Origin of the sequence: Streptomyces sp. A 4/2, from assembly GCF_940670765.1 — a bacterium.
Classification (GTDB): domain Bacteria; phylum Actinomycetota; class Actinomycetes; order Streptomycetales; family Streptomycetaceae; genus Streptomyces.
Genome location: NZ_CALNVW010000025.1, coordinates 162308 through 178848, shown reverse-complemented (window position 1 = coordinate 178848; position 16541 = coordinate 162308). Strand labels below are relative to the sequence as shown.

The following is a 16541-nucleotide window of genomic DNA, read 5'->3' as shown; positions in this document are numbered from 1 at the left end:
GGCCAGGGGCTACCAGGCCGAAGGCGGCCCGTACTGCTGCTGAGACTGCGAGGCCTGCGAGGGCCCCTGCGGTTGGCTTCCCTGCGGTTGGCTTCCCTGCGCCTGGACCTGCGGCCGGCCCTGCGTCCGAGCCTGTTGCTGTGCCGTCGGTGCTCCCGCCCGCCGCCGGGCGCCCACCGTCCATGCCCCCAGGCCCAGCACCAGCACCGCCCCCGCGCCGATCCCGGTGACCCCCACCAGCTTCATGGTGCCGTTCCCCGTCCCGTCGCCTCCGCCGGCGCTGAAGTCCGGAACGGCCCCCGCGTATGCGGGCGGGGACCCTGCGGTGCCCTTGATACTCGTCCGCAGCGTCAGCCCGTACTCCTTCTCCCCGAACTTGTTCGCGACCTCCGGGCTGAGCGTGACCGCCAGGTAGTAGTCACCGGCCATCCGCGCCCCGTTGACCGCGTCGCTCGTGCTGTACCGGTTCTCGTACGCCACCGGCGCCACCGGATCCGGCGCGGCCGACTTCGGCTTCCCGTCGTACGCGGTGTCCCCACTGGTGACCGCGGCGCGCACCGGGTTGTACAACTGCACCGTGAGGGCGCTCCCGACATAGCCGTTGCCCGGGGAACTGCCGAGGTCGGCCGTGGCGAAGAGCTGCTGTCCCCAGTCGACCGGCACCCGGTAGAAGAGGGTCTGTCCCGGCTTGATCCGGTCGTCCCACACTCCGCCCTTCAGCGCGGCGGCGTCGTTGAACCCCGTCCCTCCCTGTGCCCGTCCGGACTTCCCGGAGGGCGGCACGGGCGTCGCCGATGGCCAGCTGGAGGGTGCCTCCGTCGGGCCGCCCGACCCGGCCTTCAGACCGGGCTCGGTGTCGAACCGGATCTCCAGGTCCCACTCCTCCTGCGCGGACGTGGCCTTGGTCGTCCGCTCGATCAGCACGTAGTACGGGCCGGCCGTGCGGCAGGAAGTGCTGCCCTTCTTGATCGTGCGGGAGGCGTAGGCGGCGATCGGACGGGGGTACTGGGCCGAGCCGAACACCGCATCGTCGTTGTAGTCACAGGAGTCGCCCTCACGATCCTGGAGCGTCACCTTGATGCCGTCGGCGTAGCCGACCTTCGCCTCCGGCCCCAGCTTCGGTACGGCGACCGCCGAGACGTACGCATTCGAATCGGCGTCCAGTTCCACCTGGTAGTAGAGCTGGCCGCCCGGCTTGATGGCGGACCGGTACGTCGAACCGGCCTTGAGCTCCTGCGCGTCGGTGCTGGCCGGCGCGCCCGCCACCCTCTTCGCGTGCGAGTCGAAGACGTACGGATCGGGGTCGCCCACTGCCAGGGCCTGCCCCGGCAGTGCCCCCACGGCGCACGTCGCCACCACCGCGGCCAGCACGATCCGTCCCCTGCTGCGCTGTCTCATCACCCGTTACCCCTCGTCGTCCTCGCGGCAACCCGGCGCCGCCCCCGTACAAAGACCGCCCCCGCGATCACAGCGACCACAACAGCCCCACCGCCCACTGCAGCAACAGTCTTGGTGCCGCTCCATCCTGCCCCGGCACTCGCACCACTGTCTGCGCGCGCGGCTGAATCCTGGCCGCGGCCGGCCGCCCCCTGCCCTCCCGCGTCCTTGGCGAGCGCGGGAGCACCGTGCTGAGGCCCCGCCAGCTCGTCACCGAGCACGGCCACCCTCAGCACCACACCGATCTGCGGGTTCGCGGCGATCTCGGCGGCCTTCGCACCGAGCGTCACCGCGATGTAGAAACCCCCCTTGGCATGGACCGGGATCACATCGGAGTGCGACTCGTACCTGTTGGTCCACGCGACCGGCACCGTTCCCATGTCCACCGCGGCGGGACGGCCGTTGTAGACGGCTTTCGGGCTGAATTCCGTGGTGCCGGTGCCGACGGGCGCCCGAGCCGGGGTGTAGACCTGCGTCGCGCCGTACGACAGCACCGGCGAAGCACCCGACACCGTCGGTTCGTTGGCGAACTCCACGCCGTAGCGGACCTGCTGACCCCAGCCCGCGGGCACCTTGTACCAGAGCGTCTGGGAGGGCAGGATCCGATCGCGCCAGACGCCCTGGCCGAGCACCCGCGCATCGTTGAACCCGGTACCGCCCGTCACGTCCTGCGGAGTCCCGGTGGGCAGCACGGCGTTCTTGTCGCCCTTCCCGTACTCCGGCCGCGACTGAGCGGGGGTCACCCCCTGCGCGAGGGGCTCCTCCACGTCGTACGTCAGCTCCAGCGGCCAGCGACCGGCGTCCGAACCGGGCGCGCTCTCCCGCTCGACCTCCAGCCAGTACCGGCCGGCCCTGTCACAGATCCCGGTCCCCTCCTCGTTCGGGATCCGGGCCAGGGCCGAAGTCAGCGGCGTCGCACCCTCGTTCTGGAAGAAGTGCACGGTGCCGGTGTCGCAGGAGCCGTCGGCCGCGTACAGGAGCCGGGTGCGCAGCGCGTCGAGGGAGCCGACCGCCGCACCGGCCTGCGGGACCGCGGTCACCGAGAAGTCCACGGTGGACGCGGCATCGAGCTCGACGGCGTAGTACCGCTTCTCACCGGGCCCGACGGTGTCCAGGTACTGGCCGGGCGGAAGCACCGGAGCCTTCCCCCGGCCGGCCGCTCCTGCGACCCGCTCGCCCTTCGTGCGGTAGCCGTCCGCGGAGAGCTGCGAGGCGCGCTGGAGCTGCCGGGCGAGTGCCTCGGCGTCGGGCGCGTCGTAGTAACGCCCGTTCCCCGCCCCCGCGATGCATTCGAGCTGCTGCCTGGCCTTGCCGCGCACCTGGAATCCGACGGTGTCGATCCGCAGGTCCGCACCCTCCCTGCCGAGCTGTTTCGCCACGTCGCACGGTGCGGGCGTACCGCAGTTGTCCTCGCCGTCGGAGATCAACAGGATCGTGCGCGTCCCGGTCGCCCCTCCGGACGGCCGTGGAAGGTCCCTGGCCGCCTTCTGGAGCGACAGGCCGATGGGAGTGTCACCTCTGGGCCGCACGGCCGCCACGGCGCTCTTCAGCGCGGCGCGGTCCAGCGGCTGCACGGAGCGCGCCAGCCGGGTGTCGGTGCACCCGCTGGACCGGTCGGCCCCGTACACCCGCAGCCCGGTGGGGTAGCCGTCGGGCAGACCGTCCACCACGGTGCCCACCGCCCGTCGGGCGGTCTCCATCCGCGTACGTCCCGAGCCGTCGTCATCCGCCATGGAGCCGGAGGAATCCAGCACCATCACCAGGCTGTTGCCGCCGCCCGTACTCGCCGACCCTGCGGCCTGTGCCGTCTGAAGCGGCCCGGCCGACAGCGCCAATAGCGCCGACACGGCCGCACCGGCCAGAAGTCGAGTTGTCATCTGTGGTCCCCCTCACAGTCACAAGCTTTGCTCTTGCAAGCTAATGATTTGCGAGGGTGAACTCAAGGGATGGGGCGTCACGGTCCCGCAACATCCGCCGGACACCTGGGGCCCGGACACCACAGGACCCCGGCCGCAGAAGCGGCCGGGGTCCTGTGGGTACGACGCTGGGTCTCACACACCCGAACCTGCGGGCACGGAGTCAGTCGCCTCCGTCCACAGATCCTGCTCGGCGCGATCCGCCTGGATCTGGCGGTACACGAGGAGCCCGCCGATGGCGGCCAGTGCGACCAGGAGAAGCTTCTTCACCGCGCGACCTCGTCTTTCCTTGACGTAAGGGACTTCTGGCGCCCGACTATACACACCGGCCGATACCGATCGGTGACCTAGTTCCCCACCCAACTATCGGCCCCGGGAATGCAATCGGCCCGGACGGGAAACCGTCCGGGCCGATGTTCGCGGTGGGGCTAACAGGATTTGAACCTGTGGCCTCATCCTTATCAGGGATGCGCTCTAACCAACTGAGCTATAGCCCCGCGCTGCCCCTGAAGATTAGCGCACTCCAGGGCCAGTCCCAAAATCGATAGCCGAGGTCCTACTCGTCCTCGGCCAGCGTCAGCTCGACGCCACCCACGAACCCGGCCGACAGGTTGTAGATGAAAGCCCCGAGCGTCGCCAGCGCAGTGGCCAGCACCACGTCGATCACCGCGATGACCGACGTGAACAGCAGCACCCGCGGCAGCGAGAGGAACGACTGAAGATCGAAGCCGCTTCCGTCACTGGAGCCCGTGGCATCGCTGATGGTCCCGCCCACCGTGGTGAAGACGCCCATCGCGTCCATGACCATCCACAGCACCGCGGCCGCCACGATCGTGCAGATGCCCAGCGCGATGGACAGCAGGAAGCTGACCTTCATCACCGACCACGGATCGGCCTTGGCGACCCGCAGCCTTGCCTTGCGCGTACGGGGCGTCGTACGCGCCCCTGTGCGTGCCTTGCGCACGCCGGCCTGCGTACCACCCGCCGGGCGCTGCTGTCCGCCCTGCGTGCCGCCGGCGCCCGGCGACGGGTAGGCCTGCGGCGGCTGATACGGCTGCGCCTCGAACTGCGGCTGCGCCCCACGCGTGTCCGTCACCGTTCCCCCTTGAGAGTCCGCGGCAGGGCCACGGGCACCGTGTGCTCCAGCTCCGGAAGCGGCCGCTCCGGCGCCCGTGGCTCCACTCACGTTCTACTCCTCGTGCTCCCCGGCCGAAGGCTCGGTGCCCTCGACTACCGCCTCGGTCGCATCGCCGTCGACCGGTTCACCGTCGACCGCGTCGCCGTCGACCGCGTCAATCTCTTCGGCCTCACGGCCTGCCTCGGCGTTACGAGCGATACCGACCACGGCATCGCGCTTGCCCAGGTTGATCAGTTGAACGCCCATGGTGTCACGGCCGGTCTCCCTGACTTCATTGACTCGCGTACGAATCACACCACCGCCGAGCGTGATGGCGAGGATCTCGTCCGTCTCCTCCACCACCAGAGCACCGACCAGCGAGCCCCTGTCCTCCACGATCTTGGCGGCCTTGATGCCGAGGCCGCCGCGGCCCTGAACGCGGTACTCGTCGACGGGGGTCCGCTTGGCGTACCCACCGTCAGTGGCAGTGAACACGAAAGTACCGGTCCGCACGACATTCATCGAGAGCAGCTCGTCCCCCTCACGGAAACTCATGCCCTTCACGCCGGAAGTCGCACGCCCCATCGGGCGCAACGCGTCATCCGTCGCCGTGAACCGGATCGACTGCGCCTTCCTGCTGACCAGGAGCAGATCGTCCTCCGCCGAGACCAGCTCGGCACCGATCAGCTCGTCGTCGCTGCCGTCCGCGGTCTCCCGCAGGTTGATCGCGATGACGCCGCCGGAACGGGGCGAGTCGTAGTCCTTGAGAGGAGTCTTCTTCACCAGGCCGCCCTTGGTGGCCAGGATCAGATACGGCGCCGCGTCGTAGTCCCGGATCGCCAGGATCTGTGCGATCTGCTCGTCCGGCTGGAACGCCAGCAGGTTGGCGACGTGCTGCCCGCGCGCATCCCGGCCCGCATCCGGCAGTTCGTACGCCTTCGCCCGGTAGACCCGGCCCTTGTTCGTGAAGAACAGCAGCCAGTGATGGGTCGTCGAAACGAAGAAGTGAGCGACGATGTCGTCCTGCTTCAGCTTCGTGCCCCGCACACCCTTGCCGCCACGCTTCTGCGACCGGTAGTCCTCGGTCTTGGTGCGCTTGACGTAACCACCGTTGGTGATGGTGACGACGATGTCCTCCTCGGCGATCAGGTCCTCGATGGACATGTCACCGTCGAAGGGCACCAGCTTGGAGCGCCGGTCGTCGCCGAACTTGTCGACGATCACCGCGAGTTCCTCGCTGACGATCTGCCGCTGCCGATCGGGCGAGATCAGAATCGCCCTGTACTCATTGATCTTCGCCTGCAGCTCGTCGTGCTCGGCCGTGATCTTCTGGTGCTCCAGTGCGGCCAGTCGGCGCAGCTGCATCTCCAGGATCGCGTTCGCCTGGATCTCGTCGATCTCCAGCAGGCCCATGAGGCCCTCACGCGCCACTTCCACCGTCTGGCTGCGCCGGATGAGCGCGATGACCTCGTCGATCGCGTTCAGCGCCTTCAGCAGGCCACGCAGGATGTGCGCCCGCTCCTCGGCCTTGCGCAGCCGGAACTTCGTACGCCGGACAATGACCTCGATCTGATGCGTCACCCAGTGCCGGATGAACGCGTCGATCGACAGCGTGCGCGGCACCCCGTCGACGAGCGCCAGCATGTTCGCGCTGAAGTTCGACTGCAGATCGGTGTGCTTGTAGAGGTTGTTCAGCACGACCTTGGCTACTGCGTCGCGCTTCAGCACGACGACCAGCCGCTGACCGGTACGCGAGGACGTCTCGTCGCGGACATCCGCGATGCCGCCGACCTTGCCGTCCTTCACCAGGTCGGCGATCTTCTGCGCCAGGTTGTCGGGGTTGGTCTGGTACGGAAGCTCCGTGACGACCAGGCACTGACGGTTCTGGATCTCCTCGACCGCCACGACCGCGCGCATCGTGATGGAGCCGCGTCCGGTGCGGTACGCCTCCTCGATGCCCTTGCGCCCCACGACCAGCGCACCGGTCGGGAAGTCCGGACCCTTGATCCGTTCCATCAGAGCGTCCAGGAGGTCCTCGTGCGAGGCCTCCGGGTTCTCCAGGTACCACTGGGCGCCGGCCGCCACCTCACGCAGGTTGTGCGGCGGGATGTTGGTGGCCATACCGACCGCGATACCGGCCGAGCCGTTGACCAGCAGGTTCGGGAACCGCGCCGGCAGAACCGTCGGTTCCTGGTTACGGCCGTCGTAGTTGTCCTGGAAGTCGACGGTCTCCTCGTCGATGTCCCTGACCATCTCCATGGACAGCGGCATCATCTTGCACTCGGTGTACCGCATGGCGGCAGCCGGGTCGTTGCCGGGAGAGCCGAAGTTTCCGTTCGAGTCCACCAGCGGCATACGCATCGACCAGTGCTGCGCCAGCCGCACGAGCGCGTCGTAGATCGAGGAGTCACCGTGGGGGTGGTACGTGCCCATGACGTCACCGACGACACGGGCGCACTTGTAGAAGCCCTTCTCGGGCCGGTAACCACCGTCGTACATCGCGTACAGCACTCGGCGGTGCACGGGCTTCAGACCGTCCCGCACATCCGGCAGCGCACGCGACACGATGACGGACATCGCGTAGTCGAGGTAGGAGCGCTGCATCTCCGTTTCGAGCCCGACGGGCTCGACACGCATACCCACGCCCTCGACAACGGGCACCGCTTCGGGCATCACAGGGGAATTCTCGTCGGCCATTGCTGGTCAAAGTCCTTTCGAGCTACGGCTTGTACGGCCGACTCAGATGTCGAGGAAGCGGACGTCCTTGGCGTTGCGCTGGATGAAGGAGCGCCGCGCCTCGACGTCCTCACCCATCAGCACCGAGAACAGGTCGTCGGCCTGCGCCGCGTCGTCCAGAGTGACCTGTCCGAGCACGCGGTGGTCCACGTCCATCGTGGTGATCCGCAGTTCCTCGGCGTTCATCTCACCGAGACCCTTGAACCGCTGGATCGAGTCGTCCTTGATCCGCTTGCCGTTCTGCTTGCCCAGTTCGACCAGGGCGTCGCGCTCCCGGTCCGAGTACGCGTACTCGAAGTCGTCCCGGCCCCACTTGATCTTGAACAGCGGCGGACGCGAGAGATACACGTGCCCGGCCTCGACCAGCGGCCTCATGAACCGGAACAGGAACGTCAGGAGCAGCGTGTTGATGTGCTGGCCGTCGACGTCGGCGTCCGCCATGAGAATGATCTTGTGGTAGCGCAGCTTCTCGATATCGAAGTCCTCGTGGACCCCGGTACCGAACGCCGAGATCAGCGCCTGTACCTCGGTGTTCTGCAGAATCTTGTCGATCCGCGCCTTCTCGACGTTCAGGATCTTGCCCCGGATCGGCAGGATCGCCTGGTACATCGGGTTACGCCCGGACTTCGCCGAACCACCGGCGGAGTCACCCTCGACGATGAAGATCTCGCACTTCGTCGGGTCGTTCGACTGGCAGTCGCTCAGCTTGCCCGGCAGGGACGCGCTCTCCAGCAGCCCCTTGCGCCGGGTCAGGTCACGCGCCTTACGCGCCGCGACCCGTGCCGTCTGCGCCTGGATGGCCTTGCGGATGATGTCCACGGCCTCGTTCGGGTTCCGGTCGAACCAGTCCGTGAGGTGCTCGTAGACGACCTTCTGCACGAAGGTCTTCGCCTCCGTGTTCCCCAGCTTGGTCTTCGTCTGCCCCTCGAACTGCGGCTCGCCCAGCTTCACCGAGATGATCGCCGTCAGACCCTCACGGATGTCCTCGCCCGAGAGGTTGTCGTCCTTCTCGCGCAGCAGCTTCTTGTCCCGCGCGTACCGGTTGACCAGGCCCGTCAGCGCGGCCCTGAAGCCTTCCTCGTGCGTACCGCCCTCATGCGTGTGGATCGTGTTCGCGAAGGAGTACACACCTTCGCTGTACTGCGAGTTCCACTGCATCGCGATCTCGGCCGAGAGCAGACGCTCCTTGTCCTCGGCCTCGACATCGATCACGGTCGGGTGGATCAGCTCACCCTTGCGCGAGTTGAGGTACTTCACGAAGTCGACGATGCCGCCCTCGTAGTGGTACGTGACCGTACGGACCTGCTCCTCGCCCGCCGCCTCGTCGACCGTGTCCGCACCCGCGGTGGCCTTCGCCGACTCCCGCTCGTCCGTCAGCGTCAGGGTGAGGCCCTTGTTCAGGAAGGCCATCTCCTGGAACCGCCGCGACAGCGTCTCGAAGGAGTACTCGGTCGTCTCGAAGACATCACCGTCGGCCCAGAAGGTGACCGTGGTGCCGGTGTCCTCCGTGGCCTCGTTGCGGGCCAGGGGCGCCGTCGGCACACCGAGCTTGTAGTCCTGGGTCCACCGGTACCCGTCGGTCCTGACGTCGACCGAGAGCTTCTGCGACAGGGCATTCACGACGGACACACCCACGCCGTGGAGACCGCCGGAGACGGCGTAACCGCCGCCGCCGAACTTACCGCCGGCGTGCAGCACGGTCAGGACGACCTCGACGGCCGGCTTGTTCTCCGAGGGCACGATGCCGACGGGGATGCCGCGCCCGTTGTCGACCACGCGAACGCCGCCGTCCGGAAGGATCGTGACGTCGATCCTGTCCGCGTGCCCGGCCATGGCCTCGTCGACCGAGTTGTCGACGACCTCTTGCACCAGGTGGTGGAGTCCGCGCTCACCGGTCGAGCCGATGTACATGCCGGGCCGCTTGCGAACCGCGTCCAGACCCTCGAGGACGGTGATCGCGTTGGCGTCGTACGAGGCGGTTACCTCGCCGTGCTCGCCGACAGTGGACGGGGGGATCTCATTGGGGTTGCCGGAATCGGCCACGAAGCGCCCTTTCTGGCACAGCACAGGCCTCTCCAGGGCAGGCAGGAGCGGCTGCGTCGTTCGACTTGTTCCGCGGAGCGGGATTGTCACTCAGTCTACCGGTAGCGCAGACGTGAATGGGGGTTTGCCGGTACCTGAGTCCACATGTGCCGCCCTGAACCGGCGCCGTCCGACTCCCCATATTCGGGAAGGGGCTCCAGGAGGCTCACACGGGCTTTAAGCGCTTCGGCCTGTCAACCTCCCGCTACGGTGAGGGACAGGTGAGCGACCTGCCTCCCGCCTCACCCGGTAAGACGTCAGCACTGTGTGCGTTGTTTCACGTGAAACAACGCACACACGCGGAGGAAGCAGGAAAAACAGCCGAGCGCGAGCCCGGGAGTAGACAGGAGCAAGGAGGGCGGGCAGGGGCATGTGCGAGGCGCGGCGGAGCGTCCTCGAAGGCCGCATCCGGCAGCGACTTCGGTCCGGGCATCAGCCGTACGTGTCGCCCGGCCCCTTGCTGCCCGGCGCCCGCAGTGGCCCGAACCGGCGGGGCGGCCCACCGGGCCCCAAGACCTTCAGCAGCTTCACCGTGCCGTGGCCCAGATCCGTATTCAGCCGAGCCACCAACTGCGGGGCCAACAACCGCAGCTGTGTCGCCCAGGCCGTTGAATCGCACTGCACGGTCAGCACCCGCGCATCCTCGTCATAACGCTGAGGCACACAGTGTTTGGCCAGATCGTCGCCCACGATCTGTGGCCAGCGGCCCATCACCCCGCCCACCGCAGCCGGTGTCTCCCAGCCGCGCTCGGTAATCAGCCGATTGATCGCCGCACCCAGCGGCAGGGGATCCCGTCCGTCCGCCCGCGCCCCCGACCGCAGGCCACCCCGCTTGGCCTGCTTCTTCTGCTGGGCCGCAGCGCCTCGCGCCTTCGCCTGTTCCTTGGCCGCCCGCAACGCGACCCGCGCCAGATCAATACCGGAGGACTCAGGAACCTTCGGAGCCTCAGGCCCCTGCGAAGCACCTTCCGCGCCACCCGTGTCATCGGCCGAGGGCCCGCTCATACGCGTTCCACCGCCCCTTCCGAAACGGCGTACCGCACGCCGGCCAGCACACCCGGAACATCGTCGTCCACAGCCGCCGTCACAAGCACCTGCTCACCCGGAGCCACCAGCTCGGCCAGCCGTTCCCGGCGGCGCGCGTCCAACTCGGCGAACACGTCGTCGAGCACCAGCACAGGTTCATTGCCCTCGGCCCGCAGCAAGTCGTACGAAGCCAGCCGCAGCGCCAGGGCGTAGGACCACGACTCCCCGTGGCTGGCATAGCCCTTCGCGGGCAGCCGCCCCAGCTTCAGGACAAGATCGTCACGGTGCGGCCCAACGAGGGTCACCCCCCGCTCGATCTCCTGCTTACGGACCCCCACCAAGGCCGCGATCAACTGCTCGTACAGCTCGTCCCGCGACTGAGCCGCCTCGATTCCCTCGCCCAGCGAGCTCCGGTACTCCAGCGCAATCGGACCCCCGCCCGGCGCGACCTGTTCGTACGCCTTGTCCGTGAGCGGCTGCAACGTCGCGATCAGATCCAACCGCTGTGCCAGCAGCTCGGCTCCCACCCGGCCCAGGTGCTGGTCCCACACATCGAGTGTGGACATGTCCATGGAGCGGCCACCGTGCCTGCGCGCCATCGCCGCGGACTTCAGCAAGGTGTTGCGCTGCTTCAGAACCCGCTCGTAGTCGGACCGCACCCCGGCCATCCGCGGCGAGCGCGCCGTGATCAGCTCGTCCAGAAACCGCCGCCGCTCACCCGGGTCGCCCTTGACCAGGGCCAGGTCCTCGGGGGCGAAGAGTACGGTGCGCACGATCCCCAGCACATCGCGCGGTCGGACCTGCGACGACCTGTTGATCCGAGCCCTGTTGGCCCGGCCGGGATTGAGTTCGAGCTCGATGAGCTGTGAGCGCTCGCCCTGTGTGACAGCGGCGCGGATGACAGCCCGGTCGGCGCCCATCCGCACCAGTGGCGCGTCCGAGGAGACCCGGTGACTGCCGAGCGTCGCGAGATACCCGACCGCCTCGACGAGGTTCGTCTTGCCCTGGCCGTTGGCGCCCACGAACGCGGTGACGCCCGGGTCGAGAGGAACCTCGACCCGGGCGTACGAGCGGAAGTCGGCCAGCGACAGGTGCGTGACGTGCATGACCGTGCGCCGACCTTCCCTGCTGCTGGCTTACTTCTTGTTCTCGACCGCGTGGCCGCCGAACTGGTTGCGCAGCGCCGCGATCATCTTCATCTGCGGGGAGTCGTCCTGCCGCGAAGCGAAGCGCGCGAAGAGGGATGCGGTGATCGCGGGCAGCGGCACCGCGTTGTCGATCGCGGCCTCGACCGTCCAGCGGCCCTCGCCCGAGTCGGCGGCGAACCCGCGGAGCTGGTCCAGGTGCTCGTCGTCGTCCAACGCGTTGACCGCCAGGTCCAGCAGCCAGGAACGGATGACCGTGCCCTCCTGCCAGGAGCGGAAGACCTCGCGCACGTCGGTGACCGAGTCGACCTTCTCCAGGAGCTCCCAGCCCTCGGCGTAGGCCTGCATCATGGCGTACTCGATGCCGTTGTGGACCATTTTGGCGAAGTGACCGGCGCCGACCTTGCCCGCGTGGACCGAGCCGAACTCGCCTTCGGGCTTGAGCGCGTCAAAGACCGGCTGCACCTTCGCGACGTGCTCGGTGTCGCCGCCGTACATCAGCGCGTAGCCGTTCTCCAGGCCCCAGACCCCGCCGGAGACACCGCAGTCGACGAAGCCGATGCCCTTGATCCCCAGCTCGACCGCGTGCTTCTCGTCGTCGGTCCAGCGCGAGTTGCCACCGTCCACGACGATGTCGCCGGGGGAGAGCAGCTCGGCCAGCTCGTCGATGGTGGACTGGGTCGCGGCACCGGCCGGCACCATGACCCATACGACGCGGGGGCCCTTGAGCTTGCCCACAAGCTCTTCCAGACTGTGGACATCGGCTACGTCCGGGTTGCGGTCGTAACCGATGACGGTGTGACCAGCGCGGCGGATGCGCTCGCGCATGTTCCCGCCCATCTTGCCGAGGCCGACGAGACCGAGCTCCATCAGAAGATCCTTAGTGACGTGGTGGCGTTTCGTACCCGCGTCCGAGCGTACGCCGGGACGCAGGCACACACCTGCGGGGTCAGCCGCTCAGACGTACGGCGTCAGCGGGGCCTGGCAAGGGCCTCAGCCCGACAGGCGCACCGGCATGATCAGGTACTTGTACGCGTCGTCCGCCTCGGCATCGACAGCAGGCCGTCCGCTGAGCAGCGCGGGCTTGGTGGACGTGGTGAAGGAGAGCTGGGCGACCGGGGAGTCGATCGCGCTGAGACCGTCCAGCAGGAAGGTCGGGTTGAAGGCGATCGAGATGTCGTCACCGTCGAGCTTGGCGTCGACCCGCTCCACAGCCTGTGCGTCGTCGCTGGACCCGGCCTCCAGGATCAGCACGCCCTGCTCGAAGCTCAGTCGAACCGGGGTGTTCCGCTCGGCGACCAGGGACACACGCTTGACGGCCTCGACGAAAGCGGGGGTCTCGATGACAGCGATCGAATTGAACTCGGTGGGGAAGAGCGTCCGGTACTTCGGCAGGTCGCCCTCGAGCAGCCGCGTGGTCGTACGCCGTCCCGCTCCCTCGAAGCCGATCAGGCCCTCGCCCGCCCCGGATCCGGACAGCGCCAGGGTCACGGTGTCACCGCTGGTCAGCGACTTGGCGGTGTCCAGGAGCGTCTTGGCGGGCACCAGCGCGACCGCCGATGCCTCCGGGTCCTCCGGCTTCCACAGGAACTCGCGGACCGCGAAGCGGTAGCGGTCGGTGGACGCCAGGGTGACCCGGTCGCCCTCGATCTCGATGCGCACGCCGGTGAGGACGGGCAGTGTGTCGTCGCGGCCGGCCGCGATGGCCACCTGGGCGGCTGCCGAGGCGAACACCTCACCCGGAACCGTGCCGGTGGCGGTCGGCATCTGGGGCAGCGTCGGGTATTCCTCCACAGGCAGCGTGTGGAGTGTGAACCGTGAGGAACCGCAGACCACGGTCGCCCGCACACCATCCGTGGAGATCTCCACGGGGCGGTTGGGGAGAGCCCGGCAGATGTCGGCGAGCAACCGGCCCGAGACGAGAACGGTGCCGTCCTCCTCGATCTCCGCGTCCACCGAGACCCGCGCCGAGACCTCGTAGTCGAAGCCGGAGAGGCTCAGAGCGCCTTCCTCGGCCTTCAGCAGCAGGCCCGCAAGGACGGGCACCGGCGGACGGGCCGGAAGGCTGCGGGCCGCCCAGGCCACCGCCTCCGCGAGTACATCGCGCTCCACCCGGATCTTCACCGGAACCGCCTCCTGCTGTTGCTCGCTCGCCCTGCTGGCCTTCGTCGTCGGCTTGTCGCCGGGGACCAGTCTGACCTACGCCACCGACAGTCGGTGCGAGTCGGGGTCAAGTCGTGCCGAGCGGTGCCGGGGGCTCCGGCGGCGAGTTGTGCACAGCGCCCACTTCGAAGCCAATTCCCCGGTAACTATAGGAGGCAGTAGTAGTAGGGGCTGTGGAAACCGTGGATAACCCCGTTTTCGCAGCTCAGACCCACTTTTTTGTCCACCACGCCTGTGGGTGGAGCCGGTGGAAAACTGCTCGGCTCTGTGGACGGCGAAAAGTTCTGCACACCCGATACACAGGGGAGGCCACTTTCTCCCCAGGTCTGTCCCCAGCTTTACCCATCTTCCCCACAGCCCAACCGACCTCCTTGGTGTGACGGCTTTCACTCGACCCGGTGAGCCCGGGTGTTTCGTTGCCGAACAGTGGACAAGGGTGTGGAGAAGCTGGGGACAACGTGGCGCTCCCTGTGGGCCGCCGGTGGACAACGTGATCGGCGACCAGCGGTCAAGATTTCTGTCCACAGCCTGTGGATGAAAGTTGATCACAAATCCACAGCCGTCTGACCTGGGGTGATGGAGTCTCAGCAACCGTCCCTGTGGACACTTTTGGGACAACTCAACAGTCCCCAGGGTGTGGACGGAAGATCTTCCCCGATGCTGTGGAGAAGATACGCGTGCCGCCCGTATTCGAACACCGGGAAGCCGGACAACTCACCGGACAGCTGGCAGCGAGCCGGACCCGACCCGCTGCGACGGACCGGCCGGACCCGCCGAGGAACGCCGAAGGGCGCCCCGGGATCCGATCCCGGGGCGCCCTTCACAGGCTCTGGAAGTGCTGTGTCAGCCGTTCTTGATGCGGTTGGTGAGCTCGGTCACCTGGTTGTAGATGGAGCGCCGCTCGGCCATCAGCGCGCGGATCTTCCGGTCGGCGTGCATCACGGTCGTGTGGTCACGGCCACCGAACTGCGCGCCGATCTTGGGCAGTGAGAGATCGGTGAGTTCACGGCAGAGGTACATCGCGATCTGCCGGGCCGTCACCAGCACGCGGCTGCGTGAGGATCCACAGAGATCCTCGATGGTCAGGCCGAAGTAGTCGGCCGTCGCCGCCATGATGGCGCTCGCGGTGATCTCCGGTGCCGAGTCCTCGCCACCGGGGATCAGATCCTTCAACACGATCTCGGTGAGCCCGAGATCCACCGGCTGCCGATTGAGCGAGGCGAACGCGGTCACCCGGATCAGCGCACCCTCCAGCTCCCGGATGTTGCGCGAGATGCGGGAGGCGATGAACTCGAGGACCTCCGGCGGCGCGTTCAACTGCTCCTGGACCGCCTTCTTGCGGAGGATCGCGATCCGCGTCTCCAGCTCCGGCGGCTGTACGTCGGTGGTGAGACCCCACTCGAAGCGGTTGCGCAGCCGGTCCTCCAGAGTCACCAGCTGCTTGGGCGGCCGGTCCGAGGACAGGACGATCTGCTTGTTGGCGTTGTGGAGTGTGTTGAAGGTGTGGAAGAACTCCTCCTGCGTCGACTCCTTGCTCGCCAGGAACTGGATGTCGTCGACGAGGAGGATGTCGACATCGCGGTAGCGCTTGCGGAACGTGTCGCCCTTGCCGTCGCGGATCGAGTTGATGAACTCGTTGGTGAACTCCTCGGAGCTCACATAGCGCACCCGGGTACCCGGGTAGAGGCTGCGGGCGTAGTGCCCGATGGCGTGCAGCAGGTGGGTCTTGCCGAGCCCGGACTCCCCGTAGATGAACAGGGGGTTGTACGCCTTGGCCGGCGCCTCGGCGACCGCGACGGCGGCGGCGTGCGCGAAGCGGTTGGACGCGCCGATGACGAAGGTGTCGAAGAGGTATTTCGGGTTCAGCCTGGCCTGCGGCTCGCCCGGCCCCGGTGCCGGAGCCGGCTGCGCGGCCAGCGGTCCGGGGGCCCCGCTGGGGGTGGGCAGATGGCGTTGCGAGGACTGGGGATCCCGGAGGTCGTGCCGCTCGGGGCGCTGCTGCTCGTACTCCTGACGCTCCGGCTGCCGGTAGTCGTGCTGCGGCTGCTGCGAGCGGGGGCCGGTGTAGGGGTCGCGCTCCTGGAAACCGCCGAGCCGCGGCTGCTGCCAGGAAAGGTCCTCCTGGGGCCGCGGCCAGCCGCCCGGATCGGGGCGCTGCTGCTGGTAGTCGGGGTAGGCCGGGCGTGCCGTAGGCATTCCGTCGTCGGAGGGGCGCCGACCGTATCCGTCGTACGTATCGCCGTGCCGCGGTTCGTCGTGCTGCGGATGCTGGTAGCGCGGCTGCTGCTGAGACTGGGGTGCCTGTTGCATCGGCGGAGCCGGAGGGGAGGAATCACCCACGGTGTCGTCGACAGTGATGGCGATGCGGATCGGGCGACCGCACTCGTGGCTCAGCGTTTCGCTGATGAGCGGTGCGAGCCTGCCCTCGAGGACGCGCTTGCCCCATTCATTGGGAACGGCGAGCAGGGCGGTGTCGGCCACCAGGGCCAGCGGCTGGCAGCGCTCGATCCACTGCTTGTCCTTCGGCTCGATATTTTGCTGGCCCTCGCCGAGGAGACGTTCGAGTACTCGTGGCCACACTGCGGCAAGATCGGCAGGTACATCAGCCACAGGGCACGCTCTCTCGCAGGTCCCACGAATGTGTGGTTCTCGGGACGGGGGGTGAAGACAGGCAGGAAAAAGACTTCGGAGTCCCGCCACGGTAGTCAGGGCGACCCGCAGGGTTCAAGTTGTTGTCCACAGCCTGTGCACAGCTAGGTCCGGTGAAAGGGCTGGTTTGACCGGATGGCGTAGCCGCGCGTACCGTGACCAGGTCGAGTTGTCGATGGCTGCTGCCGCCTGCCTCCGATGGGCAATGATCATGATCTTGTGGTCGTGAAGCGGTGCACACGGGCGTATTCGCGAGCTACTCGTGGGCGC

At 67.7% G+C, this 16541-nt stretch carries 11 protein-coding genes and 1 tRNA gene; all 12 read right to left on the bottom strand.

Features of this window, described 5'->3' with window-relative positions; translation table 11 throughout:
* Positions 1-9: 9 nt before the first annotated feature.
* The 12 genes from NBY69_RS19840 to dnaA all read right to left on the bottom strand — a co-directional run bounded on the left by NBY69_RS19840 (position 10) and on the right by dnaA (position 16232).
* Entirely contained in the window at positions 10-1398 is a 1389-nt protein-coding gene (locus NBY69_RS19840) for a hypothetical protein (RefSeq protein ID WP_250302363.1), read from the bottom strand.
* Positions 1398-3314: a VWA domain-containing protein gene (locus tag NBY69_RS19835; protein ID WP_250302362.1), complete on the bottom strand. Its 1917-nt coding sequence runs from the start codon at positions 3312-3314 to the stop codon at positions 1398-1400. Before NBY69_RS19835 ends, NBY69_RS19840 begins: the two co-directional genes overlap by 1 nt.
* A 174-nt stretch (positions 3315-3488) precedes the next feature.
* Positions 3489-3623: a DLW-39 family protein gene (locus NBY69_RS19830; protein WP_003958712.1), complete on the bottom strand. Its 135-nt coding sequence runs from the start codon at positions 3621-3623 to the stop codon at positions 3489-3491.
* A 153-nt stretch (positions 3624-3776) separates the two neighbouring features.
* Positions 3777-3850 (bottom strand) — tRNA-Ile (locus NBY69_RS19825).
* A gap of 59 nt (positions 3851-3909) precedes the next feature.
* Positions 3910-4449 carry a DUF3566 domain-containing protein gene (locus NBY69_RS19820; RefSeq protein ID WP_250302361.1) on the bottom strand — a complete coding sequence of 180 codons (540 nt, stop codon included), beginning with the start codon at positions 4447-4449 and terminating at the stop codon, positions 3910-3912.
* Between the two features lie 93 nt (positions 4450-4542).
* The gene (gyrA, locus tag NBY69_RS19815; protein ID WP_250302360.1) at positions 4543-7167 is read right to left on the bottom strand and encodes a DNA gyrase subunit A; all 2625 of its coding nucleotides are present in this window, start codon (positions 7165-7167) and stop codon (positions 4543-4545) included.
* A gap of 42 nt (positions 7168-7209) precedes the next feature.
* On the bottom strand, positions 7210-9273 hold the full coding sequence (gene gyrB, locus NBY69_RS19810) for a DNA topoisomerase (ATP-hydrolyzing) subunit B (protein WP_284348619.1): 2064 nt from the start codon (positions 9271-9273) through the stop codon (positions 7210-7212).
* A 447-nt stretch (positions 9274-9720) separates the two neighbouring features.
* Positions 9721-10293: a DUF721 domain-containing protein gene (locus NBY69_RS19805; RefSeq protein WP_250302359.1), complete on the bottom strand. Its 573-nt coding sequence runs from the start codon at positions 10291-10293 to the stop codon at positions 9721-9723.
* A complete protein-coding gene (gene recF, locus NBY69_RS19800; protein WP_250302358.1) occupies positions 10290-11420 on the bottom strand; it encodes a DNA replication/repair protein RecF in 1131 nt (376 codons plus the stop codon). Before recF ends, NBY69_RS19805 begins: the two co-directional genes overlap by 4 nt.
* A gap of 30 nt (positions 11421-11450) precedes the next feature.
* Positions 11451-12329 (bottom strand): phosphogluconate dehydrogenase (NAD(+)-dependent, decarboxylating), encoded by an 879-nt coding sequence (gene gnd / locus NBY69_RS19795; protein ID WP_250302357.1) that lies wholly within the window; start codon positions 12327-12329, stop codon positions 11451-11453.
* A 123-nt stretch (positions 12330-12452) separates the two neighbouring features.
* Entirely contained in the window at positions 12453-13583 is a 1131-nt protein-coding gene (gene dnaN, locus NBY69_RS19790) for a DNA polymerase III subunit beta (protein ID WP_250302356.1), read from the bottom strand.
* Between the two features lie 882 nt (positions 13584-14465).
* A complete protein-coding gene (dnaA, locus tag NBY69_RS19785) occupies positions 14466-16232 on the bottom strand; it encodes a chromosomal replication initiator protein DnaA (RefSeq protein WP_284348615.1) in 1767 nt (588 codons plus the stop codon).
* Positions 16233-16541 lie beyond the last annotated feature (309 nt).